Source organism: Streptomonospora nanhaiensis (assembly GCF_013410565.1).
In the GTDB taxonomy this organism is placed as follows: domain Bacteria; phylum Actinomycetota; class Actinomycetes; order Streptosporangiales; family Streptosporangiaceae; genus Streptomonospora; species Streptomonospora nanhaiensis.
On record NZ_JACCFO010000001.1, the window covers coordinates 522,250 to 548,705 of the forward strand.

Genomic DNA, 26,456 nt, shown 5'->3' on the forward strand with positions numbered 1-26,456 from the left:
TTGGTCCGGGTCTTCCGGCGCGGCGCGGGAAGGCGGGTGGGTGTGGTGCTCGACGCCAACCGGCTGCGCGTACTGGTCGAGATCGCCCACGCGGGGTCCATCACCGCCGCCGCCGAGCGGATGTCCTTCACCGCGCCCGCGCTGTCCCAGCAGCTCACCAAGCTGGAACGCGAACTCGGGTGCGTCCTGGTCGAACGCTCGCGCAGCGGTGTCCGGCTGACGCGCGCCGGACGGGTCCTGCTGGCCTACGGCGAGCGCGTGGTGGGCGAGTTGCGCGACGCCGAGGCGGCCGTGCGCGCCACGGCCGGCGAGGCGCCCACGCGGCTGTCGCTCGGCGCCTTCACCAGCGCCGGAAAGCACCTGGTGCCGGGCGCGCTCGCGGCCTTCGGCCGGGCGCACCCCCAGGTGCGGCTGTCGCTGACCGACGTGGAGCCGCCTGACGGCTACGGCCTGGTGACCTCCGGCGAACTCGACCTGCTCATCACCCACCGCTACCCCGGCGTGGACCCGCCGGCGGCCACCGGCCTGCACCGTGAACGCATCCTGGTCGATCCGCTGCTCCTGGTCCTCCCGGAGGGGCACCCGGCCGCCGACGGGCGGTCCAAGCGGCTGGCCGACCTCGCCGGGGAGGAGTGGATCTGCGGCGCGCCCGGCATCTCCAACCGGGTCGCCCTGGACGCCGCCGCCGAGGCCGAGGGGGTGCAGTTGACCGTGGCCTACGAGACGCGCGACTACGAGGTGATGCTGGCGCTGATCCGCGCCGGGGTGGGGATCGGGCTGGTGCCGCGCATGATCCTCGACGACGCGCCGACCAGCGGGTGGGTGGCGCGCCGGCTGGCGGGCGCCCGGCTCGCTCGGGAGATCTCGCTCGTGCACCGGCGCCGCCCGCCCGCGCCGGTGCCGGCCATGGTCGACATGCTGCGCCGGTCGGCGCGCCGGGCGTGAAATCCGACGACGCCGACATTTCCCGCGCCCGGTTTTGGACCGCGCCCGCCGCGAGCGGTGCGACAAACGCGCGAATGGCGACGGGTGCCCGCCGTCGGCGGCGCAATTCGGGGGGCGGGGGAGCACTACCGGATTTCGGCCGGCATGGCACGGAGAAACGCCGGGGGTGGTGGCACCGCTGCCGTCGAATGCGGACCCCGAGGAATGGCGAAAGCGATTTCCCGACTACCCCGGGGGAGTTCGAGCCGGGCGTGAAGAGGGCCGGGAACTCGGGTCGGCGGTCGCCGGGGGAGCGGGGTGGCACGGTTATGGGGGTGTATCGTCGCTGGTCAGGCGCCCTAACGAGCCGTGGGCGAGGGAAGGGGCGCTGGGATTGCCGGGGCGGTGCCCCGCCGGCGCTGCGCCGAGGGCACCAGCCGGGGGAGGGCGGACCGCCGCCTCGCCTGGGCATCACCGGCGAGTGGTCGCATCCCGGCATGACTGCTGCGGAAGCACACTCCTCCCTGCACGCCTTCTGCGCCGCGCACGTCGGTGAGCGACCCGGCGTCCGGATCGCGGCACTCGCCCGGCCCGGATTCTGACTGCGGGATGCGGGGCCCGGAGAGGCTTCGGGCGCAGCCGGTTCGGCGGCCGGGCGCTCCTCTACCCCGGCACGCCGTGGCCGGCCCGCGAAGGGGTCCCGCCGAGCCTGCTCGCCGTCCTGGACACCGACGCCCTGCCCGGCGGCTGCCTCGACGGGATCGTTCCGGCGGGTACGGGACCGCCCAGCCTCTTCTGCCTCGGCACCGAATCCGAACGGGCCGACCCCGCCGCTCCACACCGCCCCGGTCAAGGGCGGCGAGCCAGGCGGCCACCACCGCCTGCTCCAGTTCGGCGACCACCGGCACCTTCGGCGGATCGGCGGGGAAGGCGGCTGGACGCGCGGGTCGGTCCCCGCCGAAGCGCTCCGCAGGGGCGACTTCAGCGAGGCTGCCACCACCCCGGACCTCTGGTAGGGGCGAGCGGTTCAGCCGCCCTCCGGCGCCTCCCCGCGCACCGCCGCCCGCCGGGCAGCGCCCGGTGGGCGGCCGGTGAACGGGCGGCCGGCGTCCGCACCTCGGGCAGGTCGGGCGCCGTCGAGCGCGGATCCGGGAGCGGCCCGTCCCGCCGGCCGCTCCAGCGTCCCCGCCCCGCCAAACCCGAGGGCGGCTCTGCGGCCGCCCTCGCCACCGCGCCGATGGTCGGCCGCGGCCATGCCCGACGAATCGCGGGTCGGCCGCCCGACCCGCCCCGCGCCGGCCGCGCTCCCTTGCCGCCGCCGGAATAGGCGCGTTCCGCGTTCGGACGGGCGCGGGCCCACCGCCTCCACCCGCGCCCTCTGGAGATAAGGAGGGGCACCGAACAGGTGGTCCCGGCGGCGGACCTCGGTGCATTCACCAGTACTGAATTCGGTTCACTGGATTCTCCGGCCGCTTATCGCTCCACTGGAACCGTGCGGCGTTCGGTCACGGACCGCTGCGCCGCCTCCAGCACGCGCACGACCTCGTACCCGAACCGGACGTCCAGCGTGCTGGGCCGGCCGCCCGCGACGGCCTCGCGCAGTTCGTCGATCGCGGCGGTGAACGCGGCCACCGGCGTCTGCGCGTCCCCCGGAGGCGACACCACGCCGTTCACCCCGTGGAACACGAACTCCCAGCGGCGGCCCGCGCTCGTGGCGTCCAGCGTCAGCGCCAGCGCGCTCACCGCCCCGCCCTCGTGGCGCAGCAGCGCGTGGGTGGTGGCGTGCGGCCCGGCCACGGCCGTGGCCTCGGCCACCGGACCCAGCACCGGGAGCAGCAGCGACAGCGCGTGCGGGCCGATGTCCCAAAGGCCCCCCTTCCGCCGGCGCCAGGGCGACCGGGAGTAGGGGCTGCCGGGCCGCAGGGCGTCGGCCAGCAGGGTGGCCTGCGCGCCGTTCCAGCCGCCCGCGGCGGCCGTCTCGCGCAGGAACGCGTCCATGGCGGCGGAGAACCGCATCGTGAAGAACACGACCGAGGCCAGCTCCCGCCGCCCCGTCTCGGCGGCCAGCGCCGCGGCCGCCTCGCCCGACAGCGCCACCGGCTTGTCGAGCAGCAGGTGGCGGCCCGCCCGCGCCGCGCGCAGCGCGAGTTCGGCCTGCACGTCGGGCGGCAGCGCCACGGCCACCGCGTCGACGTCGCCGATCAGGGCGGCCACGTCGGTGTAGGCCCGCGCACCCAGGTGGTCGGCCAGCGCCTGGGCGCGCCCGGCGTCGCGCCCCCACACCCCGACCAGGTCGACGTCGGGATGGGCGGCCAGCGCGGCGCCCTGCGTCTCCCGGGCCCAGTAGCCCGTGCCCAGAAGACCCGTCCTCAGCGCCATACGGCGGCTCCTCTCCGGTGGTGCGGCCCCTGCCGTGGTCGGTGCCATTCTCCCAACGGGGGTCGGGGGCCGGCGCGCCGGGCGGGCGGCCGGATCGGAGCGCCGAGGGCGGGGGAATGCGCAATTGCGCACGGCGGTCGCCGTGCCGACGATTTCCGCGGCAATTGGCGGCCGTCGCCCGTGAAGGAACACGCGTATATATCGGAGCGCACGCAACCGGGCGCGTCGTTTTCCGGTACGCCGTGAATGGTGTACCCAGACAATGGCGCGATGTGGTCAAGAGGTTGCGCGTTGCGTTGTGATTTGATTATTGTCTGTAGCGGACGGAAAAGGGCGGCGCTATACGGATCACTGTATGTCTGGTTAGCGTGGCCATTGGGAAAATGCCCCTTCCGGTTGACGTCGGCGCCCATCCCCGCGTGCCGCCGCACCCGGAGCGCCGCCCCGGCGGCGCGGCGTCGGCGCTCGTCCCGCGATGCGGTGAACGGGCGCCGACCGGCGAAGGAAACAGGTACATGAGCGAATCCGCACCGCAGATCGACCTTGAGCTGTTCCGGCTCTGCCTCGACGCCGAGGAGGACGATCTGGCGGACCTCATGGCAGCCGCGCGCGCCACCGCGCCGAACCTGCCGCACCTGCTGCTGTCGATCCTGCACCGCGACGGCCATCCCCTGGGCAGCGGCGCGCGCGACGAACTGCGCCGGGCGCGCCACCGGGCCGAGGACTACCGCGGCCTGCACCGGATCCTGGCGGCCGAGGTCGGCTGCCGCGTCCTCAAGGGCCCGGCGCTGGGCCGGCTGTATCCCGACGGCCTCCTGCGGCCCGTGGGCGACCTCGAACTCGCCGTCGCCGACGAGCCCGCCCTGTGGCGCGCGGTGCGCCGGGTGCGGCGCGAGCGGCCGGTGCAGCGCATCGACGTCTGCCTGATGGGGGCCGACCACCGGCACGTGTCGGCCGTGCTGCACTGGCCCTCCCTCGACCCCCTGCTCGACGGCCCCAACCTGGTCGAGATCCGCACGGCGGCGCTGCCCGGCAACTTCCGCACCGTCGTGCCGCGCACCCGGCTGCCCGAGCACCCGTGGACCGCCGGGCTGCTCGCCGTGGCCGAGGAGCGGTTCCAGCGGCCCTTCGGCCCCCGCGACGCCATGGACATGTTCGCCCTGGCCGGAGCCGACTGCGCGCCCGGGCCCGAGGCGGTCGCCGAGCAGATGGCGGGGCTGCACATGGAGCCCGAGGTGGTGGAGTTGCTGCACTACGCGGGTTCGCGCGCCGATCTGGGGCCCCTGGAGGAGTTGCGCTACCTGATCGCCGTGGCGGCCGACCGCGAGGTGCAGCGCCGCGAGGAGGCCGAGGCCCACGGGTCGGCGCTGTCGGCGGCCTGGGAGGACGGCGACGGCCGGTGCCCGTCGAACCGGGCGGGCGGCCTGCCGATCCACGGGCTGCCGCTGCGGCCGGTGGAGACCGGGCGCGAGGACTGGCAGCGGGTGCGGCTGCGGGAGTTCGACGAGGGCACGCTGCTGCTGACCCCGGTGGGCGACTACCTGCTGGCGGGGCGGCCGCTGGTCAGCTCGGCCCAGTACGACTCCGCGTGCCGCGAGCTCGACCGCCTGGACGCGGTGGCGGGCTGACCTCTGGTCGGCGGCCCGGCGGCGCCGTCGGGTGCGGGTACAGGCGGGCGGGGGAGCGGCCGGGCGAGGTGTCCGGCGGCGATGCGCGGACGCAGGGCGGATCCCGTCCGCGCCCGGCAACGGGCGGAGGGCGGCGCGGCCGGTATGGCCGCACCGCCCTCGCCTTGTGCTCCGTCCGGCCCCGCGCTGCCGGGCGGAGCGGATGACGCGCCAGGCGCGTCGGCTCGGTCGCTCAGTCGAGCGGGGCGGAGGGGGCGGGGGAGGCCGGGTGCGCGGGGGTGTCGGCCTCGGCCGCAGAGGCGGCGGGGGCCGCAGGTTCGGGTTCGGGGGTGGCGGGGACGGTCTCGGCGCGGCGCTCGATCAGGTGCGCACGGACCGACCAGGCGATGGCGCCCGCCCACACCAGGGCGAGGACCACGTAGGCGGCCGTGCGCAGTGCGGGGGCGGCGCCCAGGGCGTCGAGCAGGGTGCGGGCGTTGGTGAGGACGATGAGACCGCCCACCGCCGAACCGAGGACGCGCGACGGCACGTGCCGCACGATCCACGCGGCGATGGGGGCGGCGATCACACCGCCGACGAGCAGGCCGACGGCCCACAGGAGGTTCACGCCCGCACTGCCGAGACCGACCAGGAAGCCGATGCTGGCGGCGATGGCGACGATGAACTCGCTGGTGTCGATGGAGCCGATGACCTTGCGCGGCTCGATCCGGCCGCTGGCCAGCAGCGCCGGGGTGCCGACCGGCCCCCACCCGCCACCGCCGGTGGCGTCGAGAAAGCCGCCGACCAGGCCGAGCGGGGTGAGGAACCGGCGGCGGACGGGCTTGCCGAGCCGGCCCTTGGGCATGCCCCACGCGGTGAAGCGCACGAGGACGTAGGCGCCCAGCGCCAGCAGGATGCCGGCCATGATCGGGGCGGCGGCCTCGGTGGAGAGCGAACTGAGGAAGGTGGCACCGGCGAACGCGCCGATGGCACCCGGGAGCGCGATGCGGCGGACGACCTTCCAGTCGACGTTGCCCAGTCGCCAGTGGGAGACGCCCGAGGCCAGCGTGGTGCCGATCTCGGCGAAGTGGACGGTGGCCGACGCGGCGGCGGGGTTGGTGCCGACAAGCAGCAGCAGCGTGGTCGAGGTGACGCCGTAGGCCATGCCGAGGCTGCCGTCGACCAACTGGGCGAGAAGGCCCACGAGGGCGAGGAGGACGAGGGTCTGCATGCGCGGCTTCCCGTTTGCGAAGTTTGTCTACCGGTTCAGTAGAGATGCTAATCCTCCATTCCCTACTGGACAAGGGAAAATATGCTCACCCGCACGTGAGCGACATCTCCACTCGAAGCGCCGCAGGTCGGAGCGAGGCGGCCAATCCGCCCCTTCAGGGATCCTCGGTCGTCGCCACGGGGCGCCGCAGGCGCCCAGGCTCGCCGGCATGCTCCCAGGCTGGTCAGGGAGCTCCCCGCGCACGCGGGGATGGTCCGGCGGTTGCTCGTGGCTGCTGCCCATGCCGGTGGGAGGCCGCCTGTGCCAATATGTAATCTACGTCGTAAAGGTGCGGGTTTGTTTTCTGAGACACGTCTCCGCAGGGCCTTGATCACCGGCCACGAGAGCACGCGCCTCACACCTCGCCATCTGCGGCGCGGCATCCTGCTCGCCGGGGGAGGGCGTCTGGCCGGCCATGGCACCTGGAACCGAGACATAGGCTCTGACCTGGGTTTTCGTCGATTCGGTGACCGTCGCTCCGCGTGACGAGGGGGGCGATCATCGTCGCCGGGCGGCGGAACTGGAGAATACGCAGGACGCGGTTCGGAACATCGCGGAGCGCGGCGTGGCCTGCCGGAACGGGTGGCCGCGGGACCGAGGAGACGAGGGGATTGATGGGCGTGAGCGCGGACCCGACCGATGGCGTCGGACCACTGACCGGGATCGTCGTCGTGGACCTGTCGCGGGCGCTGGCCGGGCCGCACGCCGCGATGCTGCTGGGCGACCTCGGCGCGCGGGTGATCAAGGTGGAGCAGCCCGGGACCGGCGACGACACGCGCAGTTGGGGGCCGCCGTTCGTCGGTCCGGAGGACGAGCGCATCAGCACCTACTTCCTCTCGTGCAACCGCAACAAGGAGTCCATCGAGCTGGACCTGAAGTCCGACGACGGCCGCGACGTGCTCACCCGCCTGGTGCGCGCCGCCGACGTGCTGGTGGAGAACTTCCGCCCCGGCGTGCTGGACCGCCTCGGCTTCTCCGCGGAGCGGCTGGCCGAACTCAACCCCCGCCTGGTGCTGTGCTCCATCAGCGGTTTCGGCCATGACGGGCCGGAGGGCGGGCGCTCGGGCTACGACCAGATCGCCCAGGGCGAGGCCGGGCTGATGAGCCTGACCGGGCCCTCCGCCGACCAGCCCACCAAGGTCGGCGTGCCCATCGGCGATCTGCTGGCGGGCATGAACGGCGCCTACGGCGTGCTCAGCGCGCTCTACGAGCGCGAGCGCACCGGGCGCGGCCGCGTGGTGCGGACCTCCCTGCTGTCCTCGATCGTGGGCGTGCACGCCTTCCAGGGCACCCGGTGGACCGTGGGCGGCGAGGTGCCCAAGGCGATCGGCAACCACCACCCCTCCATCGCGCCCTACGGCGCCTACGCCTGCGCCGACGGCATGCTCCAGGTGGCCGTGGCCAGCCAGGGCCAGTGGGCGAAGTTCGCCGGCCTGCTCGGGATCGACGCCGACGACCCCCGGTTCGCCGACAACGCCGCCCGGGTGACCAACCGGCCCGCGCTCAACCAGGAGATCGAGGCCGTGCTCGCCACCGCCTCGCGCGACACCTGGCTGGAGCGCATCGACGGCATCGGGATCCCCTGCGGTGCCATCCGCACCATCGACCAGGTCTATGAGTGGGACCAGGTGCGCTCCCAGGGCCTGGTGGTGGGCGTGGACCACCCCGTCCTGGGCAAGGTGGAGCTGCCCGGCCCGGCCGTGCGGTTCAGCGACCCGGTGGACGGCGCGGAGACCCGCCACGGCCACCGGCCCCCGCCCCGGCTGGGCGAGCACAACGACAGCGTCCGCGCCTGGCTCGACAGCCTCGGCGGCGAGGAGACCGCCACCGCCTGATCCGGCCCCCGGCGGCGGCGCGGGCGCGCCGCCGGACGGGTGCGCTCCTTCCCCGGCCCCCGCCGCACCCGGAGGGCCGCCCGGCGCGGCGGGGGCCCGGCCCAAGGCCGGCGAAGACCTCTGTCCGGGGCCGGTGCCGGGCCGCGGTGCCGCGGGCCGGGGCGGCGCGGCCGGCGCGCGGCGGGAGCGGTCGCGGTGGTAGGACGGCGGGGGAGGGGTCGGGGGCTGGGGGCGGCCCTGACCCAGTGCGGTCACACAGTGTGATGTCGTCATGCTCCTTTGGTAGCAGGACGGCGGCCGGCCGTGCGTCCGTCGTCCACAGGCCCGTTTCGCCACGCCGTCCACCCGGTCCGCCCCGCCCGGCCGGTTGCGGCCCGCTCGCGTCCCCGGCCCCCGTTTCGTCGCCCCACCTCGGTATATTCCGGGGCACGCCCACCCGGAGGAGCCGCCATGCACCTGTCCGCGCTGCTGGACTTCGACGTCATCCCGGTCGACGCCGACGACCATGTGACCGTGCTCGTGGACGTCACGGCTCCCGAGCAGCCCAAGGACGCGGCGCGGCCCCCGGCCACCCTCCAGGTCGTGCTCGACCGCAGCGGCTCCATGGGCGGCGCCCGGCTCGACGGCGCGATCCGCGCGCTGCTGTCGCTGGTCGACCGCCTCGACCTAGCCGACAACTTCGGCCTGGTCACGTTCGACAACCAGGCGCGGGTCGAGGTCCCCGCCGGTCCGCTGACCGACAAGGACGCCGCGCGCCGGCGCATCGCCGCCATCCGGGCGGGCGGCAGCACCGACCTGTCCAGCGGGCTGCTGCGCGGCATCCAGGAGGCCCGCCGCGCCTCCGACCGGGGCGCCACCCTGCTGCTGGTCTCCGACGGCCACGCCAACCTCGGCATCACCGACCACGCCGCGCTGGCCGACTGCGCGCGCAACGGCTACGGCGCGGGCGTCACCACCACCACGCTCGGCTACGGCCTGGGCTACGACGAGGCGCTGCTGGGCGCGGTCTCCGACGGCGGCGCCGGCAGCGCCCTGTTCGCCGAGGACCCCGACTCCGCCGCCGCCCTCATCGCCCGCGAGGCGGAGTTCCTGCTGTCCAAGACCGCCCAGGCCGTGTCGCTGCGGGTGCGGCCCGGACCGCTGGTCGCGCAGGTGGCCGTCGCCGGGGAGATGCCCGGCAACCTGCTTCCCGACGGCTCCCTCATGCTGGAGTTGGGCGACTTCTACTCCGGCGAGCACCGCCGCCTTCTGCTGCGCCTCACGGTGCCGCGCATCCCCGCCCTGGGTACCGCCACCGTGGCCGACCTGGTCGCCACCTACGCCGATCCCGCCACACTGCGCACCTACACCGCCACCCTCCCCATCTCGGTCAACGTGGTGCCCGGCGACACCGCCGCCGGGCGGGTGCCCAACCCGACCGTGCGCACCGAGGAGGCGTTCCAGCGCGCCCAGACCGCCAAGCGCGAGGCCAGCGAGGCCCTGCGCGCGGGCGACCGCGAGGGGGCCGCCGGCACCCTGGAGCGGGCCCGCCGCGAGCTGGCCGAGCAGGCCGCCTCGGCGCCGCCCGACCAGGCCGCCGAGTTGACGGCGCAGATCACCGAGCTCGACCAGCTCGCCCGGCGGGCCCGCACCGACGACGCCAGCCGGGTGTCCAAGGCCGCCTACGCCAGTCAGTCGGGCTACACCCGCCGGCGCGGCCGGATGGCCGACCTCACCGCCCAGTACCTGGCCGCCTCGGGCGGCCCCGGCGCGGCGGGCGGGCCGTCGGCCGACGCCCGCGCACGGGCGTCGCTGGAAGGGCTCTCGGTCGGCGACGCCTTCGGCTCCCTGGTCCCGCCGCCCGGCGCCCACGGCACCGCGCTGCCGCCGGGCCCGTGGCGCTGGACCGACGAGACCGAGATGGCCGCGACGGTGGTGGACGTGCTGTCCCGCGCCGGCCGAGCCGACCAAGACGAGCTGGCGCGCCTCTTCGCCGCCCGGTTCACCGCCGCGCGCGGCTACGGCCGGGGTGCCGGGGAGCTGCTGGAGCGCATCGCCGCCGGGGCCGACTGGCGCGCGGCGGCCGCCGCCCAGTTCGGCGGCACCGGCTCCTACGGCAACGGCGCGGCGATGCGGGTGGCGCCGCTGGGCGCCTACTTCGCGGGCGATCCCGCGCGCGCCGCCCAGGAGGCGGCGCGCGCGGCCGAGGTCACCCACACCCATCCCGAGGGCGTGGCCGGAGCGGTCGCGGTGGCGGTCGCCGCGGCCGTGTGGACGGCCGAGCCCGCCATGCCCGGCGGCGACCTGCTCGCCGCCGTGTGCGGGCGCACCGCGCCCGGGCCGGTCCGCGCCGGCCTGGAGCGCGCCCGGGGGCTGCTGGGTGCGAGCGCGCCGGAGGCCGCCCGCGAACTCGGCAACGGCTCGCGGGTGAGCGCGCCCGACACCGTGCCGTTCGCGCTGTGGGCCGCGGCCGTCCACGGCGACTCCTTCGCCGCCGCGGTGCGCGCGTGCGTGGGCGTGGGCGGCGACACCGACACCACGGCGGCCATCGCGGGCGGGGTGATCGCCGCCCGCGCCGGCGCCGACGCGGTGCCGCCCGACTGGCGCGCCGCGCGCGAGCCCCTGCCCGACTGGCTGGCCCCGCCCCGGCGGAGCTGACGAGCGCGGCGGCGCCCAGCCACTCCCGCGCGCCCCGGAGTTGTCGTGCCGCGCCGCCGTCGACGGCGGCGCGGGCGCAGGGCGGCCCTTCAGGCCGCTCCCTGCCGTGGGATCAGCCGATGTCCTCCGGCAGCAGGGTCTGCAGGTCCTCGGTGGTGGGCTCGGCGCCCTCGCGGGCGAGGCGCTCGATGCGGCGGGACTGGCGGGTGACGCTGTCCTCGAACAGCTTGCGGATCTCGCGGGCGTTGCCCTCGGCGAAGCGGTGCTCCTGGGCGCGCACCACCTCCTCCACCCGCGCCGACGTGGCCGAGGGCACCGCGAAGTCGGCCTCGGCGGCGGTGGCGGCGAAGATGCGCACCAGTTCGTCGGGGGTGTAGGAGGCGAAGGTGACCGTCCGCGAGAAGCGCGAGGCCAGGCCCGGGTTGCTGCGGAGGAACTCCGCCATCTCGTCGGTGTAGCCGGCGACGATGACGACGACCTCGTCGCGGTGGTCCTCCATCAGCTTGATGAGCGTGTCCACCGCCTCGCGGCCGAAGTCGGCGCCCCCGCCGCCCGACCGCGTGAGGGAGTACGCCTCGTCGATGAACAGCACGCCGCCGCGCGCCCGCTCGAACACCTCGCGGGTCTGCTGGGCGGTGTGCCCGACGTAGCCGGCCACGAGGTCGGCGCGCGCGACCTCCACCACCTGGCCCTGGGCCAGCACGCCCATCGCGGCCAGCAGTTCCCCGTAGATCCGGGCGACCGTGGTCTTGCCGGTGCCCGGGGCGCCGGTGAAGACGAGGTGGCGGGAGGGCTGGGGTGCCTCCAGGCCCGCCGCCCGGCGGCGGCGCCCGGCCGACAGCAGCGCGATCATCGCCGCGACCTGCTCCTTGACCTCGGCCAGGCCGATCATGTTCTCCAGCTTGGCCAGCAGCGCGCGGGTCTGCTCCTGGTCGCGGGGGTCGCCCACCCGTGCGGCCAGGCCCGGCCCCACCAGCCCGTCCAGGTCCTCGGGCAGGATCAGCGCGAAGTCGTCGGCGGTCTCGGCGGCGGACTCCATGATCCGCTCGGCCTGGCGCTGGATGACCCCCTCCAGCACCCGGCGCGCCTCGCGGCCGTTGCCGAAGGAGGAGTCGCGCGACTGGCGCCGGAAGTGGGCGGCGACCAGGTCGCGCACGCCCTCGCCCAGCACGTAGCCCTGGGCGCCGGCCATGCCCGCGAAGATCGAGGTCAGCTCCTCGGGGCTGTAGTTCTCGAACTCCACGGTGCGCGACACCCGCGACCGCAGCCCGGGGTTGGCCTCCAGGAAGGAGCGCATCTCGCTGGAGTAGCCGGCGAACACCACCACGACCTCGTCGCGGTGGTCCTCCATCAGCTTGATGAGGGTGTCGATGGCCTCCTGGCCGAAGTCGCTGCCGCTGCCGAAGCGCCGCGACAGCGCGTAGGCCTCGTCGATGAACAGCACGCCGCCGCGCGCCCGCTCGAAGACCTCGGTGGTCTTCTGCGTTGTCTCGCCCAGGTGCTGGCCCACCAGGTCGCTCCGCGCGACCTCCACGAAGGTGCCCTTGTCCACGGCTCCCAGGGAGCGCAGGATGCGGCCGTAGAGGCGCGCGACGGTGGTCTTGCCGGTGCCCGGGGGGCCGGAGAAGACCAGGTGGCGGCTGAGGTTGAGCTTGGGCAGGCCGGCGCGCGCCCGCTTCTCGCTGACCTGCTGCATGGCCACCACCGACCGGATCTCCTTCTTCACCCCCGCCAGGCCGGTCATGGCGTCCAGTTCGGCCAGCAGCACCTCCAGCGGCTGGGCCGCGGGGCCGCCCGCCGCGTCGGGGTGGGCGCCGCCGTCGGCGCCCGCGGCCGCCTTCACCCGGGTGCCGTCGGCGTCCTCGTCGGTGAGCGTGGTGTCGTCCATCTGCAGGATGGCCTCGCGGGGGCCGACGACGGCGGGGCCGCCGCCGCCCACGACGGTGCAGCGGATCAGCCGCAGCCGCGCCCGCTCGGTGAGGAACACCCCGCCGCTGGGCCCGCCGTGGACGGTGGTGTCGGTGAGGGCGGCGCTGGCGTTGTCGTCGACCCCGATGGCCAGGGTCTGGGTGCCGCGCACCTCGGCGTCGCTGAGCAGCAGGCGGCTGCCCGAGATGTTGACGCTGTCCTTGGCGGAGTCGGTGATGCGTGCGTCGCTGACCTCGGCGAAGCTGCCGGTGCGCAGGACCAGCCCGTTGGCGGCGCTGCGGGCGACGTCGAGCCCCCGCAGGGTGAGGGTGGCGTCGTCGGCGGCGCTGACGCCCACGAAGCAGCCCGAGATCCGCAGCCCCTCGACCTCCAGGCGGCCGCCGCTGACCTCCACGGCGGCGTAGCCGTGCTGCTCGGGGTCGTCGCTGGGGGCCACGTCGGACTCCACGGCCACGTCGGTGAGGGCGGCCGTGGTGTTGTTGAGCGCGATGCCGCCCTTGAGCGGGTGCTCGACGCGCACGTCCTCGCCGTCCAGGCGGCCGTCGACGACCGACACCCCCAGGTAGGCGGGGCGGCGGGCGCGCAGTCCGGTCAGCGACAGGGAGCCGCCGACCGCGTGCACGGCGCAGCCGGGGGAGTCCAGGATCTCGGCGTCGGCCACGCGCACCCGGCAGTCGTTCTCCACGCCGATGGAGTTGTGCTCGCGCAGGCCGCCCTCGATGCGCAGGCCGCGCAGCGTGAGGTCGGCCCCGTCCTTGGCGATGAGGGGGACGCTGGTGGTGCCGGTGATGGTGCAGTCGGCGATCTCGACCCTGGTGCGCCCGGTCACGGCGAGCGCGGGGTAGGCCGACGACCCGGCGTCGCTGATGCGCAGGCCGCGCACCGCGGGGGAGGCGCCGCCCTCGATGTACACGGCGTTGCCCTCGGCGTCGCCGGTGAAGCGGAGGTCGCGCAGTTCGGGTGAGCAGGCGCCCGAGACCGCGAGCCGCGCGCGGGTGAACCGGGACTCGTGCACGGCACCGCCGGTGCGGTCCAGCAGCAGTCCGCCGCCGTGGAAGACGCAGCGGGCCATCTCGACGGCGGCCTGCACGGCGGTCACCCGCAGCGGCGCCTCGAAGACCGTGTCGACGGCCTTGACGGCGGTGCCGGGGTGGGCGTAGAGCGGCGGGTACTCGGTGGAGGAGTTGCGGACCCCCACGCCGTACAGTTCCAGGCGGCCCGAGCGCACGTTGAAGACGTTGGAGCCGGGCACGGTGACGGTGACCGAGCCGGGGCCGGCGGTGGGCACGACGATGACGTGGCGCCGGATGGTGAAGGGTTCGGCGGCGACGTACTCGCCGGGCTCGACGTAGAGGTACAGGTCGGTGTCGGGGTGGGCGTCCAGCACCGTCTTGAGGTCGGCGGCCGCCCGGCGCCGGGACTGGGAGACCTGGACCGTGTACATCCACCAGCCCTTCACGACGCGACGGTGTCCGGGCGCCGGCCTCCGCTGCCGCCCGCGCCCGCAGCGCATACCTTATCGGTCTTTTAGGACGTGCCGGGCCCGGCAGCAGGGGGGACGGGCGCGCGGGCGGCGTAGGGTGCGCCCATGGCAGCACGACTCCTGGTCTTCAGCCGCACCACCGGCTACCGCCACGCCTCCATCCCCGCCGGGGTCGCCGCGCTCGCCGCTCTGGGCCGGGCCCTGGGCCTGGAGGTCGAGGCCGCCGAGGACCCCGCCGCGCTGCGCGCCGACCGCCTTGCCGACTGCGCGGCGGTGGTGTTCCTCAGCACCTCCGGCACGGTGCTGGACGGCACCGCGCGCCGTGCCCTGGCCGCCCACGTGCGCGGGGGCGGCGGGTTCGCCGGCGTGCACGCCGCCGCCACCGCCGAGCCCGACTGGCCCTTCTACGCCGACCTCCTCGGCGCCCGCTTCACCCGCCACCCCGAGCCCCAGCCCGCGCTGCTGCGCGTGGAGGACCGGACCCACCCCGCCACCGCCCACCTCGGCTGCACCTGGGCGCGCACCGACGAGTGGTACGACTTCGACCGCGACCCCCGCCCCGGGAGACGGCCGTGCCGATGCCCAGATGGTGGGTCCACCTCAACCGCCGGGTCTTCAACCCGCGCGCGATCGCGAGCGGGAAGTGGCCGGTGCTCGTCCATGTCGGCCGGGTCTCCGGCGCCACCTACCGCACCCCTCTCGACGCCTGCCCCGTCGAGGGCGGCTACCTGTTCGTGCCGGTCTACGGCGCCCGCTCCGACTGGGTGCGCAACGTCCTGGCCGCCGGCGGCGCGCGGCTGCGCGTCGACGGCCGCGAGGTGGCCCTCACCGCCCCGCGCATCGTCGGGGAGGACGAGGCGTTCGCCGCCCTCGCCCCGACGCCGACCGCCCGCCCCGGCTCCTGCGCATCCGGGAGTTCTTGCGCGTGGACGCGGCCCCCGGCCGGTCCGCCGCCGCATAGCCTGGGGCCATGCACTCCCTCCTGGCCGAACGCGGCGTCCTGGTGCTGGACGGCGGCCTGGCCACCCGGCTGGAGGACCTGGGCGGCGACCTCGGCGGCGGACTGTGGTCGGCGCGGCTGCTGAAGGACGACCCCGCCCTCATCCGCCGCGCGCACCGCGACTTCTTCGCCGCCGGCGCCGACATCGCCGTCTCCGCCGCCTACCAGGCCAGCGTGCCCGCGTTCACCGCCCGCGGCCTGAGCCCGGCCCAGGCCCGCGCCCTCATCGCGCGCTCGGTCGAACTCGCCCGCCAGGCCCGCGACGAGCACGGCGGCGGACTGGTGGCCGCCGGCGTCGGACCCTACGGCGCCGCGCGGGCCGACGGCTCGGAGTACACCGGCGCCTACGACCTCGACGAGGACGGCCTGGCGGCCTGGCACCGCGAGCGCTGGCACCTGCTCGCCGAGAGCGGCGCCGACCTCATGGCCTGCGAGACCATCCCCTCGGCCGCCGAGGCGCGCGCCCTGGCGCGCCTGCTGGACGAGACCCCCCACATCAGCGCCTGGGTGAGCTTCAGCTGCCGCGACGGCGAGCGCATTAGCGACGGCACCCCGCTGGCCGAGTGCGCCGCGCCGCTGGCCCGCCACCCGCGGGTGCTGGCCGTCGGCGTCAACTGCACCCCGCCCCGCCACATCCCCGACCTCCTCGGCCGCATCAGCGGGGTGCCCGCCGTGGTCTACCCCAACTCCGGCGAGGAGTGGGACCCCCGGACCCGGCGGTGGCGGGGCGAACGCGACCCGGTGGCCTTCGGCGCGGCCGCGCGGCGCTGGAGGGCTGCCGGGGCCGCCCTGATCGGGGGCTGCTGCCGCACCACGCCCGAGCACATCCGGCAGATCCGCGCCCACCTGGACTGATCCGCCGCACCCGCCCCACCCCCTCCTCCACGCCCGCCCTCGCCACGCGCGCCCGGGACGCGCGGCGGCCGCCGCACCGGGAGGGTGCGGCGGCCCGTTGACCGGTGCGCGGGTGCCGGCCGTGTCGCTGGGACGGGGACGGATCAGCCGGAGGTCTCGAACGGCGAGGCCGGCGTGCGCCCCGCCTCGAAGTCCGCCATGACCCGGTGCATCGCCTCGGTGTCGTTGAGGTGCGGGAACGGGGTGTCGGGCACGGCCACGCCCAGGAACGCGCACAGCGGCTCCCAGCCCTGGCCGATCTCGTAGACCAGCAGCCGCTCCGCCGGAACGGCCTCGGTCACCGCGGCCGTGTGGGCCTCGAAGACCTCGACCGCCCGCTTCTCGTCGGGCGCCCCGTTGGCGTCGAACACGTCTTTCCAGATGGGGGCCAGCACGCCCGAGAGCCGCCGCAGCGCCGGCGGCGCCCCCTCGTCCAGGCCGGTGACCATCTCGGCCTGGCGGACGATGGTGGCCGCCATGCTGGCGTACCAGCGGTGCGGGTCGCGCACGGTCAGCAGGACCTTGGCCTGCGGGTAGGCGGCGGCCAGGTCGCGCCAGAAGTAGGAGAACGGCCAGTCCACGCCCGAGGCGTACCCCTCGGTCACGCGGTCCCAGTCCACCGGGTCGTCGTGGACGGCGTGCTCCCAGCGCGCCAGGTGCTCGGGATGGCTGAAGAGTTCGTACATGTGGTAGCAGGGGCCCAGGCCGAGCCGCTCCAGCGCGGCCTTCATCGAGGTGGTACCGGTCCGCGGGAATCCCGCACCGATGAGCTGCACCATGGTTCCTCCTTCGTCTGCCGTAGGACGCGGCCGGGAGCGCGCGGGCCGCCGGAGTGCGGCGGCCGCGGCGCGCCGGCCACAAGACCACTATGGCCCCACCCCGTGGCGGTGCGTGCCCGGCCCGGTGTTCACGGCGACGCCGCAGGTGGCGGCGCGTGCGGCGCGGACACCGAAAGGCCCGGCGCGCCCCGCGAGGGGGCGCGCCGGGCCGGGAGCCGGAGCGGTGTGCGGACCGCCCCGGCGTTCAGGGGCGCACGGGGACCCAGCCCTCGGGCGGGAAGTACCGCGAGGTGAGGTCCGTGGTGGGCCAGGTGTCCACGGCGTCGGCCGCGTCCCACAGCAGGGGGTCGATCTCGCCCCAGTTGAGGTTGTCGCCCTCCTTGCGCTGGTTGAACAGCGCGGCGATGGTGAGGCCGCCGCTGGTCATGAGCAGCGTGTAGGTGCCGGGCATGCTGCCGGTGTGCCAGGTGTTCTGGCCGCCGCTGACCGGGCGGACATACCAGCCCAGGCCGTAGTGGTAGCCGTTCCAGCCGCCCGCCTCGGGCTTGGCGTAGACGGTCTTGATCGAGGCGCTGGAGAGGATCTGCGCGCTGGCCGGCTGGTCGTAGAGGTAGCAGAAGCGCACCACGTCGGCGGCCGAGCCCACCCAGCCGCCGTTGGCGAACTGCGTCTCCATGTTGAACCCGCCGTAGGGCAGGGGCAGGGTGGCGCCGGAGTCGTCGATCACCGACCGGCCCGTGTACCGGGAGTTGTAGTCGACCTCGCCGGAGGTGTCCTGGGACAGCGACGCCCCCAGGCGCATGCGGGTGATCCGCAGCGGCCGCAGGATCTCCTGGGTGACGTAGTCCTCGTAGCTCGTGCCCGAGACCGCGGCGATGATCTCGCCCAGCAGCAGGTAGCCGTAGTTGCAGTAGGCGTAGGTGGTGCCCGGCGCGTGGTCCAGCGGCTGCCCGGTGACGTAGCGCATGATGTCCCGGCTGCTGAGGGGGTAGCCCACGCCCAGGCCGCCGGCGATCCGGGCGTCGCTCCACAGCGGGTCGAAGGAGACGTCGCGGTCCCAGCCGCCCAGGTGCTGCAGCAGCCGGCGCACGGTCACGTCCTTGAGCCGGGGGTCGGCGGTCTGGCCCGCCGGCGGGCGCAGGGTGAGCAGGTCGGTGACACGGTCGGTCAGGCTCAGCCTGCCCGTCTGCACCAGCCGCATGACCGCCGTGGCGGTGATGGGCTTGGACACGCTGGCCAGCCGGAAGACGTCGGTGGGCTGGGTCGTGGGCTTGGCCGGGTCGTCCCAGGTGTAGCCGCGCACGTAGAGCAGCTTGCCGTTGCGCGCCACGGCCAGCGAACCGGCGGTGATGTTGCGCGCCTGCATGTAGCTCTTCATGGTGTTGTCGAAGGACGCCAGCGCCGCGTTGGCGACACCCGTGGCGCGCCAGGTGCGTTCGGCCGCGGCGGCGGGGGCGGCGGTCGCGGTGGACAGCAGGCCGCCCGCCAGCACGGCGGCGCCGGCGGCGCCCGACGCCTTCAGCAGGTCGCGGCGGCCAAGAGCGGTGGTCACACAGCCTCCAGGTGCGGAACCGGTGAGCGAAAGGGGAGAAGAGGGTTTCCGCAAGCGCAGGGCGGAGCCACCACCGGCGCATACCGGCCGATGGACGGAGGAACGCTATCGCATCCCCTCACCCCGCCACACCTTCACCCCGCGCCCCGCCCGCCGCACCCGCCCGGGGCGCGTTGGCGGTGGGGGCCCGGCGGGTAGCGGAGGCCGCCACGAGGCGACCGCAGGCTTCGAGCAGGCACGAGGAGGAGACGATGGCGGCCGAGCGCGAGAAGACGATCGCCCGCGCGGTGCTGGCGGAGGGGGGCCCGACCCTCGCCCGCCAGGCGGGCATCCGCCTGGCGGACCGGCCGGCGCCGCTGTGGCAGCTGCTGGTCGTGGTCAACCTGGTATCGGCGCGGATCTCGGCCGACATCGCGGTGGCCGCCGCGCGCGAGCTGTTCGCCGCCGGGGGTACCACCCCGCGGGGCATGGCCGAGCTGAGCTGGCAGGAGCGCGTGGACGCGCTGGGCCGGGGGCACTACGTGCGCTACGACGAGAGCACCGCCACCCGCCTGGGGGAGTGCGCCGACCTGGCCGGCGAGCGCTACGGCGGCGACCTGCGCCGGATGGGGGAGGCCGCCCAGCGCAGGCGCACCCGCCTTGCGGCGGCCGTCCAGGAGTTCCCCGGGATCGGGCCCACCGGGGCCGCGGTGTTCTGCCGGGAGGCCCAGGCGGTGTGGCCGTGGCTGCGGCCCTACGCCGACCGGCGCGCGCGGACCGGCGCCGACAGGGTGGGGCTGCCGCCCTCGCCCGAGCGGCTAGGGGGCCTGGTCGAGGGCGAGGAGATGGCCGCGCTCACCGCCGGGCTGGTGCGCGCGGCGCGCGACGCCGACCTGGCCCGCCGCGTCCGCGAGGCCGCCTGACCCGGGCGCCGCCGCGCCGCGGGGGAGGGCGCTGCGGCGCGTGCCCGGACGCCCGCCGCGTGGCCCCGGCGGTGTCGGTGCCGGTGGGTAGCGTGGAGGTATGTGCCGAAACATCCGCCGCCTTCACAACTACGCGCCGCCCGCCACCTCTGAGGAGGTCCAGGCCGCCGCGGTGCAGTACGTCCGCAAGGTCAGCGGCACCACCCGGCCCTCGGCCGCCAACCAGGAGGCGTTCGACCGCGCGGTCGCGGCCGTCGCCGCGGCCACCGCCGAACTTTTGGACTCCCTGGTCACCACCGCGCCGCCGCGCTCGCGCGAGGAGGACGCCGCCCGCGCCAGGGAGCGCGCGCGGCAGCGCTACGGCACCGCCCCGGCGGCCGGGTAGTCGCGCCGGCGCACGGCCGGGCCGCCGAGCCCGGCCGGTGCCGGGGGGCCGGGTGGTGGTCCCCCGACTCTCTTCCTGCTCTCGTCTCTGACCTGGTCTTCTTCGTACAGCTTGGCCATGATGTAGTAGGACTGCTATAAACGGTAGTGGTTCACCGATGAAAGGTATGACGGATATGGCCATGCTGGACGGCGGGCAGCAGCGCACCGCGGCTGCCGACCGCGCCGACCCCGACTCCTCCCCCGACGGCGACGGCGCCGTCATCCAGGTCCGCGACCTGCGGATGCGCTACGGCGGCGCCGACGTGCTCAAGGGCGTGAGCTTCACGGCCCGCCGGGGCGAGGTGCTGACCCTCCTGGGGCCCAACGGCGCGGGCAAGAGCACCACCATCGAGATCCTTGAGGGCTTCCGGATGCGGTCGGGCGGACAGGTCACCGTCCTGGGCACCGACCCCGCCCACGGCGACGAGCGCTGGCGGGCCCGCCTGGGCGTGGTGCTGCAGTCCTGGCGCGACCACGGCCGCTGGAAGGTCGAGGAGCTGCTGGCCTACCTCGCCCGGTTCTACGGCCCCTACTCCTCGCCCCGGCGCCGCCGCCCGCGCCCCGTGCCCGAGCTCCTGGAGACCGTGGGCCTGACCCAGTACGCCGGGAACCGGGTCAACACCCTCTCCGGCGGGCAGCGCCGCCGCCTCGACGTCGCCATCGGCATCGTGGGCAACCCCGAGGTCCTGTTCCTGGACGAGCCCACCGCCGGCTTCGACCCCGAGGCGCGCCGCGACTTCCACGACATCGTCCACGGGCTGGCCGACGAGGACACCACCGTCATCCTCACCACCCACGACCTCGACGAGGCCGAGAAGCTCGCCGACCGCATCCTCATCATGGCCGGCGGCCGCATCGTCGCCGAGGGCAGCGCCGACCAGCTCGCCGCCCAGGTGCCCGCCGACGCCGAGGTCAAGTGGACCCGCGACGGCCGGCGCTTCGTCCACAGCACGTCTGACGCCACCGGATTTTTGCGCGGCCTGCTGGAGGAGCACGGCGACCGGATCGCCGACCTGGAGGTCCGCCGGGCCAGCCTGGAGGACGCCTACATGACCCTGGTCCACCGCCACGAGTCCGGCAGCGCCGAGGAAGCCGCGCTGGAGTTCGCCGAGGAGATCCGATGAGCAGTCCCACCGTCCTCGCCCTGCGCTCGGGTCTGCGGCGCGGCTGGATCGAGTTCCGCCAGTCCATGACCAGCCGCGAGGACCTCATCGGCTACCTGGGGGTGGCCGTGGTCTTCACCGTCATGGCGATGTTCATGCGCGGCGAGAGCGTGCGCGGCACCGACGTCCCCATCGCCAACATGTGGCTGGCCGGCATCGTGGGCTTCCTCGTGGCCTCCTCGGGGATCACCTCGGTGGCCCAGGGCCTGGCCGTCGACCGCGAGGACGGCACCCTGCTGCGGGCCAAGGCGGTGCCCCACGGCATGACCGCCTACCTGCTCGGCAAGGCCGTCTACATCATCGGCGTGACCGCCGCCTCGGTGACGCTGCTGCTGGTGCCCGCCTTCCTGCTCTTCGACGGGTTCGGGGTCTACCAGGCCGCCGACTGGATCACCCTGGCCTGGGTACCGGTGCTGGGCCTGCTGTCGATGGCGCCCATCGGGGCCGTCCTGGGGTCGCTGATCACCAACCCCCGCGCCACCATGGGGCTGATCATGCTGCCGTTCATGGCCCTCATGGGGATCTCCGGTGTCTTCTACCAGGTCAGCGGGTTCCCCGAATGGCTGCAGTGGATCGCCCAGGTCTTCCCGCTGTACTGGATCGCCCTGGGCATGCGCTCGGTGTTCCTGCCCGACTCCATGCTGGCCATCGAGATCGGGGAGTCCTGGCGGTTGGGGGAGGCCGCGCTGGTCATGGCGCTCTGGGCGGCGGTGGGCTTCGTCGTGGCGGCGGCGGTGCTGCGCCGGATGGCGCGGCGCGAGTCCGGCTCGCGCATGGAGGCCGGCCGCCGGCGGGCGATGCAGCGTGCCTAGCCGGCAGAGCGGGCGGCGCGGCGCCGGGACCGAACCCGGCGTCGGCGCGCCGACGTCCGCCGGCCGCGGGGGCGGCTCCGGGGCGGGGGCCGAGGCCGAGCGCATCCACAACCGCATCGCCGTGCTGCGCACCGAACGCGGCGTGTCGCGGCGTCAGCTCGCCGAGGCGCTGGGCGTGCACTACCAGACCGTGGGCTACCTGGAGCGCGGCGAGTACAACCCGAGCCTGCACCTGGCGCTGCGCATCGCCCGGTACTTCGAGGTTCCGGTGGAGGTGGTGTTCTCCACCGAGCCGTTCCCCCGCATCGGCAGCTAGCGGTCCGGCCGCCCGGGCGCGAGGCCGTGCGGGGCGGGGCGCGCGGTGGGGAAAACCCCCGGGCGCCGGTGCGGCGCGCCTCCGGGCAATTCGACGCCGCGCCCCATCCCGGTGCGCAGCGCACGTTCCTACGGTGGGTCGTCGTGACCGCGGGCCGGCCTCCGGCCCGACGCGGTCCGCTCCCAACGACCGACCGAAAGGGCTTTCCTTGCTGACCGCACCCACCCCGCCCGCCGGCCGGCCCCGCAGCGCGCGTCCGCGCGCGACCGCCGCCCGCCTCGCCCGCGGGATCGCGCTCCTGGCCGCCGCGACCGCCGCGGCCGGGGCGGCGGCGGTGCCGGCCGCCGCCGACACCGCCCCGGCCGCCGACCAGGCGGGCGCGGGCGGCGGGGCCCCGGCCGCTCTGCTCGCCCCCACCGGCCCCCGCACCGTGGGCACCACCACCCTGCACCTCACCGACGAGAGCCGCGCCGACATCTGGCACCCCGACGCGGCGGTCCGCGAGCTGATGGTGACGGTCTGGTACCCGGCGGCCCGCCCCACCGGCCACCGCGCCGACTACATGACCCCGGCCGAGTCGGCGGCGACCGTGGAGTCCCTGGGCCTGGACCTTCCCGACGACACGTTCAGCGAGATCCGCACCCACTCCTTCACCGACGCCCCGGTGCGCGCCACGCGCGGCGGATGGCCGATGGTGCTGCTCTCGCCGGGCGCCGGAAACAGCCGCACCACCCTGACCACGCTGGCCGAGGACCTGGCCAGCCACGGCTACGTCGCCGTGGGCGTCGACCACGCCTATGAGGCCGGGCCGGTGGAGTTCCCCGGCGGCCGCGTGCTGGGCTGCGACGCCTGCGCCCAGGACCGCTGGCCCGAGGGAACGCGCAACCGCGCGGCCGACGTGTCCTTCGTCATCGACGAGCTGACCGGCCCGGACGCCGTGTGGCCGGGCGGCCGGCGCGTCGACACGGACCGCATCGGCATGGCGGGCCACTCCGCGGGCGGCTCGGCCGCGGCCGAGGTGCTGCGCACCGACGACCGCGTCGGCGCGGGCCTGAACTTCGACGGCCCCTACTACGCGCCTGCGCTGGAGGAAGGCGTGGAGGGACCCCTCGGCCTGATCGCGGGGGAGCCGCAGCCCTTCGGCGACAGCCAGGAGGCCATGTGGCCGCGCCAGACCGGCTGGCGCCAGTGGCTGGTCCTCACTGGGTCGGCGCACTCCTCGGCGACCGACCGGGGGGTGCTGGTCGACCGGCTCGGCCTGCGCGACCAGATCCCGGCCGAGGACATCGCCAACCAGTACGGCACCGGCGACCCCGAGCACCTGCTGCGGATCGTGCGCGAGTACACCACCGCGTTCTTCACCCAGCACCTGCGCGGCTCCGACCAGCCGGTGGTGCGCGACCCGTCCGGGGTCCACCCCGAACTCGTCGTGATCGGCGACGAGCAGGGCTAGCGGCGGAGCGCCGGGCGGACGTGCGGGCGGTGGGGCCTGGGCGGCGGGGAGCCCGCCGTCACCGCCCCCCGCTCACGCCTGGTCGGCGGGGCCCGGTGCGTGGTGCTCGTCAAGGCGGACGAGCAGGCCGACGAGGACGGCGCGCTCCTCGGTGCTCAGCGGTGCCAGCAGGCGGTCCTGCATCTCGCCCACAACCGAGTCCAGGCGCCGCAGCAGGTCGCCTCCGGCCGAGGTGAGGACGATGGAGTTGCGGCGGCGGTCGGCCGGGTCGGGCGTGCGCTCGACCGCCCCGCGCTCCTGGAGGTCGTTGAGGACCGCCACGACGTCGCTGCGGTCGATGCCGCAGCGGCGGCCGAGTTCGGCCTGGCTGGTCGGGCCGAACTCCGCCAGCGCGGCGAGCAGCGCGTAGTGGTAGCTGCGGACTCCGGCCTCGGCCAGCGCCTCGGCGCTGAGCCGCTGGCTGTACACCGCGATGCGACCGAACAACCGGGTCGGCACAGCCTTCAGCCGATCGGGCGCGGAACGCGCGGGTGCGGTCTCCATGCCGCGCAGCCTACCAAAACAACCATTGGCCCCACCCACAAATCCCCGTGGACGGCGGACACCGCCATCGGGGGAGACGTGGCAGCACGTGCTGGTCGTCCTCGCAGTCGCGGTTCGGCAGGCGAGGGCGGCGGAATCCGGCGTGCCGCGGCGGGTGCCAGCGACCATTCGCGCTCTATGTCGGCTCTTGGGACGAGGGGGCTGGGATGGAGAAGGCGTGTGGGTCCTTGGGGGCCACAACTTGAGACGCCGTGGCGCCTTCCGGGGGTGCTGTGAGGCGAATGTTCGCTTCTTTGCGTGGCGATCTCGCGGTTCCGACCGTCTGGGTGGTCGTGGGTGCGGGAACGTCGCACTCCCTGCGATTTCGCCTCGCGTCGTGAGGCAACCGAGCAGAGGCAAGCGGTTTCCGACCCCAGCTCGGGCGGCCGGAGCCCGAGAGGGCTGGCGGAATCGTCGCCGGGCGCGGTGCCTCCAGCGCTCTCGCGCCCCGCCCGGCACCCCCGGCCCTGTTGCGTCGCCGAACCCCAACCGGGCCCGAAGGCGGGTCCCCTGTCGCCTTTGGCGCTGTCCTCACCGCCTGACCGGGTGCCGACCGCTCCGGTGGCCGCGAGGCCGCGATCCGCCGGACTCGCCGATCGCTGTCTGACCCCCCTTCGCCCTCGCTGCCCCGTCAAAGCCCTCGCATCTGGTGGCGGTGGCGGTGGTCCCCCACCTGCCACCCGCCTTCGGCGCCCTCGTCGGAGCCTGGCCGAAGGCTGACCGGTCCGGGGGCGGGGACCGGACCCGGATGCGCGCGCCCGGGACTCGGTGCGAGGATGGCGGTGCTGTGAACGGACCGCCGCCATCGCGCATCCTCCGGGCCGCCGTCTTCGCCGCCGTCGCGGTGGGCGTGTCCGGGACCGGGCATGCCCTGATGTCGGCGCACCAGGTACCCCTCGCCGGGATCGCCGCCGGGTTCGCGGCGGTCTTCGCCGTCGCGCTCGCCCCCGCCGGACGCGAACGCGGCTACGCCACCATCCTCGGCTGGATGCTGTGGAGCCAGTTCGGCCTCCACCTGCTGTTCACCGCCGCGCAGCTGCTCGCCGAACCCGGTGGCGCCGCGCCCGCCGGCCACCTCGGGCACACCCTGCCCGCGGCCCCGCAGGGCGACGGCGGCGAAGGGGGCGCGGGCATGCTCGCGGTCCACGTCGCGGCGGCCGCGGTGTCCTCGTGGTGGCTGCGCACCGGTGAGGCCGCCGCCTTCCGCCTCGCCCGCCACCTGCGCGGGCTGCTCGCCGGGGCCCTTCCCCGGGTGGTCCGCCCCCGCTGGGCGCCCGCGCCGCGCCCCACCGCGCCCGCGCCGGTGCGGTCCGTGCCGCGTCCGCCCGCGGCCGTGCTGCGCCACGCGCTGGTCGTCCGCGGACCGCCCCTCCTTCTCGCCGCACACTGACACCCGCACCGCGCCCGGCCGCCCGCGCGTTCGGCCGTCCGACGACGGCGGCGGAGCGGCCGCCCGCGCGCGCCGCGGCACACTGCGCGACACACCGCGCCGACGCAGGGGACACCCCGCATCGTCGGCGCGGCCGTGAGCGACGCCCGTGTGCCGCCGCGCGGGTTCGGCCCTCCCGGGGCCGGTGCGGTTCCGCGGCACCGCGCGGGCCCTCCCGCGCGGCCGCCGCGCCCATTCCCTCGCTCGCCCGACCGCTGTCCGGCGGTGCCCGCACGGTGGCGCGCGAGCCTGTGCCCATGCCCGCGGTCCCGCCCGGGCATGTCCGAAGCGAGAAGGACACCCCGATGCCGATTCCCAAGTCCCCGCGTCCCCCCGCCGGCGGTGTGCGTCCGGCGCGCGCCGGACGCCCCAGACGCGGCGACGAACCGACAGCCGATGACCGTGCCATCACCGAGACGGCGCTGGCGGCGCGGCGCGGTGTCGCCGGAGCGGTGGACGACTTCGTCCGGCTCACCCGACCGCAGGTGTGGCGCTTCGTCGCCCACCTCACCGACCAGCAGAGTGCCGACGACCTCACCCAGGAGACGTTCGTGCGGGCCCTGCGCGCGCTGCCGTCCTTCGCCGGGCGCGCGCCGGCGCGCGTGTGGCTCATGGCGATCGCCCGGCGCACGGTGGTCGACCACTTCCGCGCCATGGCGGCGCGGCCCCGCCCGGCCCGCTCAGGCAGGGGAGAGGCGGCGGCGGACGCCGCCCGCCGCACCGGCCCGTCGTTCGAGGAGGAACTGGTGCTGGACGACCTGCTGCGCCACCTGTCCGAGCCGCGCCGTACGGCGTTCTGGCTGACGCAGGTGGAGGGCCACTCCTACGCCCAGGCCGCCGCCGTCGTCGGCGTCCCGGTGGGCACGATCCGCTCGCGGGTGGCGCGCGCCCGCGACGACCTCATCGCGGCCCTGCGCACCGCCGAGGAAGCGGCTCGGGGAGTGCCCGGCCCTCGGGGGGAGCGGCCCGCCGAGGCAGCGGCCGCGGCGGAACGGGGGAGGAGCGCGCCGCCCCGCACGCCTGGCCGGGCCTGAAGTACGGGGAAGAGGTGGGGCCCGGACCGCAGGGTCCGGGTCCCACCCGT

Annotated in this window: 20 protein-coding genes and 1 pseudogene; 15 read left to right on the forward strand and 6 right to left on the reverse strand. The window is 75.4% G+C overall.

The window, feature by feature from the left end; all coding sequences use genetic code 11:
- Nucleotides 1-45: 45 nt before the first annotated feature.
- Nucleotides 46-945 carry a LysR family transcriptional regulator gene (locus tag HNR12_RS02080; protein WP_179770335.1) on the forward strand — a complete coding sequence of 300 codons (900 nt, stop codon included), beginning with the start codon at nucleotides 46-48 and terminating at the stop codon, nucleotides 943-945.
- Nucleotides 946-2,397: 1,452 nt separating this feature from the next.
- On the opposite strand, the gene HNR12_RS02085 is transcribed toward HNR12_RS02080, so the two are convergent.
- Entirely contained in the window at nucleotides 2,398-3,303 is a 906-nt protein-coding gene (locus HNR12_RS02085; protein ID WP_179765860.1) for a Gfo/Idh/MocA family protein, read from the reverse strand.
- A gap of 515 nt (nucleotides 3,304-3,818) precedes the next feature.
- On the opposite strand from HNR12_RS02085, the gene HNR12_RS02090 reads away from it, so the two are divergent.
- Nucleotides 3,819-4,931, forward strand: a complete 1,113-nt coding sequence (locus HNR12_RS02090; RefSeq protein ID WP_179765861.1) for a hypothetical protein — start codon at nucleotides 3,819-3,821, stop codon at nucleotides 4,929-4,931.
- A 232-nt stretch (nucleotides 4,932-5,163) separates the two neighbouring features.
- Here HNR12_RS02090 and HNR12_RS02095 read toward each other — a convergent pair whose 3' ends face one another.
- On the reverse strand, nucleotides 5,164-6,141 hold the full coding sequence (locus HNR12_RS02095) for a sulfite exporter TauE/SafE family protein (protein WP_179765862.1): 978 nt from the start codon (nucleotides 6,139-6,141) through the stop codon (nucleotides 5,164-5,166).
- Between the two features lie 659 nt (nucleotides 6,142-6,800).
- Here HNR12_RS02095 and HNR12_RS02100 point away from each other — a divergent pair.
- Together HNR12_RS02100 and HNR12_RS02105 are read left to right on the forward strand one after the other, a co-directional pair.
- Nucleotides 6,801-8,015 carry a CaiB/BaiF CoA transferase family protein gene (locus HNR12_RS02100; RefSeq protein WP_308118445.1) on the forward strand — a complete coding sequence of 405 codons (1,215 nt, stop codon included), beginning with the start codon at nucleotides 6,801-6,803 and terminating at the stop codon, nucleotides 8,013-8,015.
- A 450-nt stretch (nucleotides 8,016-8,465) separates the two neighbouring features.
- Nucleotides 8,466-10,652, forward strand: a complete 2,187-nt coding sequence (locus HNR12_RS02105) for an ADP-ribosylglycohydrolase family protein (RefSeq protein ID WP_179765864.1) — start codon at nucleotides 8,466-8,468, stop codon at nucleotides 10,650-10,652.
- Nucleotides 10,653-10,764: 112 nt separating this feature from the next.
- On the opposite strand, the gene HNR12_RS02110 is transcribed toward HNR12_RS02105, so the two are convergent.
- Entirely contained in the window at nucleotides 10,765-14,040 is a 3,276-nt protein-coding gene (locus HNR12_RS02110) for an AAA family ATPase (protein WP_308118444.1), read from the reverse strand.
- A gap of 129 nt (nucleotides 14,041-14,169) precedes the next feature.
- Here HNR12_RS02110 and HNR12_RS29690 point away from each other — a divergent pair.
- From HNR12_RS29690 to mmuM, 3 genes and pseudogenes are all read left to right on the forward strand, one after another.
- Nucleotides 14,170-14,610 (forward strand): annotated as a pseudogene (locus HNR12_RS29690) (ThuA domain-containing protein); the annotation flags it as partial.
- A 32-nt stretch (nucleotides 14,611-14,642) separates the two neighbouring features.
- A complete protein-coding gene (locus HNR12_RS02120) occupies nucleotides 14,643-15,149 on the forward strand; it encodes a nitroreductase family deazaflavin-dependent oxidoreductase (protein WP_246425234.1) in 507 nt (168 codons plus the stop codon).
- Entirely contained in the window at nucleotides 15,035-15,919 is an 885-nt protein-coding gene (gene mmuM / locus HNR12_RS02125) for a homocysteine S-methyltransferase (protein WP_179765865.1), read from the forward strand. Before HNR12_RS02120 ends, mmuM begins: the two co-directional genes overlap by 115 nt.
- Before the next feature lie 143 nt (nucleotides 15,920-16,062).
- On the opposite strand, the gene HNR12_RS02130 is transcribed toward mmuM, so the two are convergent.
- Complete coding sequence (locus HNR12_RS02130) at nucleotides 16,063-16,734, reverse strand: sulfotransferase family protein (RefSeq protein WP_449338319.1); 672 nt, start codon at nucleotides 16,732-16,734, stop codon at nucleotides 16,063-16,065.
- Between the two features lie 247 nt (nucleotides 16,735-16,981).
- A complete protein-coding gene (locus tag HNR12_RS02135) occupies nucleotides 16,982-18,289 on the reverse strand; it encodes a serine hydrolase domain-containing protein (RefSeq protein WP_308118442.1) in 1,308 nt (435 codons plus the stop codon).
- Between the two features lie 251 nt (nucleotides 18,290-18,540).
- Between HNR12_RS02135 and HNR12_RS02140 the strand changes: the two genes are divergently transcribed.
- The 6 genes from HNR12_RS02140 (at nucleotide 18,541) to HNR12_RS02165 (ending at nucleotide 23,361) form a co-directional block, all read left to right on the forward strand.
- On the forward strand, nucleotides 18,541-19,191 hold the full coding sequence (locus HNR12_RS02140) for an endonuclease (RefSeq protein WP_179765867.1): 651 nt from the start codon (nucleotides 18,541-18,543) through the stop codon (nucleotides 19,189-19,191).
- 100 nt (nucleotides 19,192-19,291) lie between these two features.
- On the forward strand, nucleotides 19,292-19,576 hold the full coding sequence (locus HNR12_RS02145; protein WP_179765868.1) for a DUF2277 domain-containing protein: 285 nt from the start codon (nucleotides 19,292-19,294) through the stop codon (nucleotides 19,574-19,576).
- A 175-nt stretch (nucleotides 19,577-19,751) separates the two neighbouring features.
- Nucleotides 19,752-20,741 (forward strand): ABC transporter ATP-binding protein, encoded by a 990-nt coding sequence (locus HNR12_RS02150; RefSeq protein WP_372451095.1) that lies wholly within the window; start codon nucleotides 19,752-19,754, stop codon nucleotides 20,739-20,741.
- The gene (locus HNR12_RS02155) at nucleotides 20,738-21,592 is read left to right on the forward strand and encodes an ABC transporter permease (protein WP_179765869.1); all 855 of its coding nucleotides are present in this window, start codon (nucleotides 20,738-20,740) and stop codon (nucleotides 21,590-21,592) included. The genes HNR12_RS02150 and HNR12_RS02155 overlap by 4 nt, the downstream gene beginning before the upstream one ends.
- Nucleotides 21,585-21,908 carry a helix-turn-helix transcriptional regulator gene (locus tag HNR12_RS02160; protein WP_394353907.1) on the forward strand — a complete coding sequence of 108 codons (324 nt, stop codon included), beginning with the start codon at nucleotides 21,585-21,587 and terminating at the stop codon, nucleotides 21,906-21,908. Before HNR12_RS02155 ends, HNR12_RS02160 begins: the two co-directional genes overlap by 8 nt.
- A 208-nt stretch (nucleotides 21,909-22,116) precedes the next feature.
- Nucleotides 22,117-23,361 carry an alpha/beta hydrolase family protein gene (locus tag HNR12_RS02165; RefSeq protein WP_246424981.1) on the forward strand — a complete coding sequence of 415 codons (1,245 nt, stop codon included), beginning with the start codon at nucleotides 22,117-22,119 and terminating at the stop codon, nucleotides 23,359-23,361.
- A gap of 72 nt (nucleotides 23,362-23,433) precedes the next feature.
- Here the strand turns inward: HNR12_RS02165 and HNR12_RS02170 are convergent, their stop codons facing one another.
- On the reverse strand, nucleotides 23,434-23,904 hold the full coding sequence (locus HNR12_RS02170) for a MarR family winged helix-turn-helix transcriptional regulator (RefSeq protein ID WP_179765870.1): 471 nt from the start codon (nucleotides 23,902-23,904) through the stop codon (nucleotides 23,434-23,436).
- Between the two features lie 913 nt (nucleotides 23,905-24,817).
- Between HNR12_RS02170 and HNR12_RS02175 the strand changes: the two genes are divergently transcribed.
- Nucleotides 24,818-25,333 (forward strand): hypothetical protein, encoded by a 516-nt coding sequence (locus HNR12_RS02175; RefSeq protein WP_246424982.1) that lies wholly within the window; start codon nucleotides 24,818-24,820, stop codon nucleotides 25,331-25,333.
- A 344-nt stretch (nucleotides 25,334-25,677) separates the two neighbouring features.
- Nucleotides 25,678-26,406: a sigma-70 family RNA polymerase sigma factor gene (locus HNR12_RS02180; RefSeq protein WP_179765872.1), complete on the forward strand. Its 729-nt coding sequence runs from the start codon at nucleotides 25,678-25,680 to the stop codon at nucleotides 26,404-26,406.
- Nucleotides 26,407-26,456: the final 50 nt, after the last annotated feature.

Bases quoted from the DNA above. Each gene is read 5' to 3' on its own strand.
- HNR12_RS02180 (WP_179765872.1), top strand. From the start codon at position 25,678: ATGCCGATTCCCAAGTCCCCGCGTCCCCCCGCCGGCGGTGTGCGTCCG.
- mmuM (WP_179765865.1), top strand. From the start codon at position 15,035: ATGCACTCCCTCCTGGCCGAACGCGGCGTCCTGGTGCTGGACGGCGGC.
- HNR12_RS02175 (WP_246424982.1), top strand. From the start codon at position 24,818: ATGTCGGCGCACCAGGTACCCCTCGCCGGGATCGCCGCCGGGTTCGCG.
- HNR12_RS02170 (WP_179765870.1), bottom strand. From the start codon at position 23,904: ATGGAGACCGCACCCGCGCGTTCCGCGCCCGATCGGCTGAAGGCTGTG.
- HNR12_RS02120 (WP_246425234.1), top strand. From the start codon at position 14,643: ATGCCCAGATGGTGGGTCCACCTCAACCGCCGGGTCTTCAACCCGCGC.
- HNR12_RS02090 (WP_179765861.1), top strand. From the start codon at position 3,819: ATGAGCGAATCCGCACCGCAGATCGACCTTGAGCTGTTCCGGCTCTGC.
- HNR12_RS02150 (WP_372451095.1), top strand. From the start codon at position 19,752: ATGGCCATGCTGGACGGCGGGCAGCAGCGCACCGCGGCTGCCGACCGC.
- HNR12_RS02095 (WP_179765862.1), bottom strand. From the start codon at position 6,141: ATGCAGACCCTCGTCCTCCTCGCCCTCGTGGGCCTTCTCGCCCAGTTG.
- HNR12_RS02140 (WP_179765867.1), top strand. From the start codon at position 18,541: ATGGCGGCCGAGCGCGAGAAGACGATCGCCCGCGCGGTGCTGGCGGAG.
- HNR12_RS02105 (WP_179765864.1), top strand. From the start codon at position 8,466: ATGCACCTGTCCGCGCTGCTGGACTTCGACGTCATCCCGGTCGACGCC.
- HNR12_RS02085 (WP_179765860.1), bottom strand. From the start codon at position 3,303: ATGGCGCTGAGGACGGGTCTTCTGGGCACGGGCTACTGGGCCCGGGAG.
- HNR12_RS02145 (WP_179765868.1), top strand. From the start codon at position 19,292: ATGTGCCGAAACATCCGCCGCCTTCACAACTACGCGCCGCCCGCCACC.
- HNR12_RS02155 (WP_179765869.1), top strand. From the start codon at position 20,738: ATGAGCAGTCCCACCGTCCTCGCCCTGCGCTCGGGTCTGCGGCGCGGC.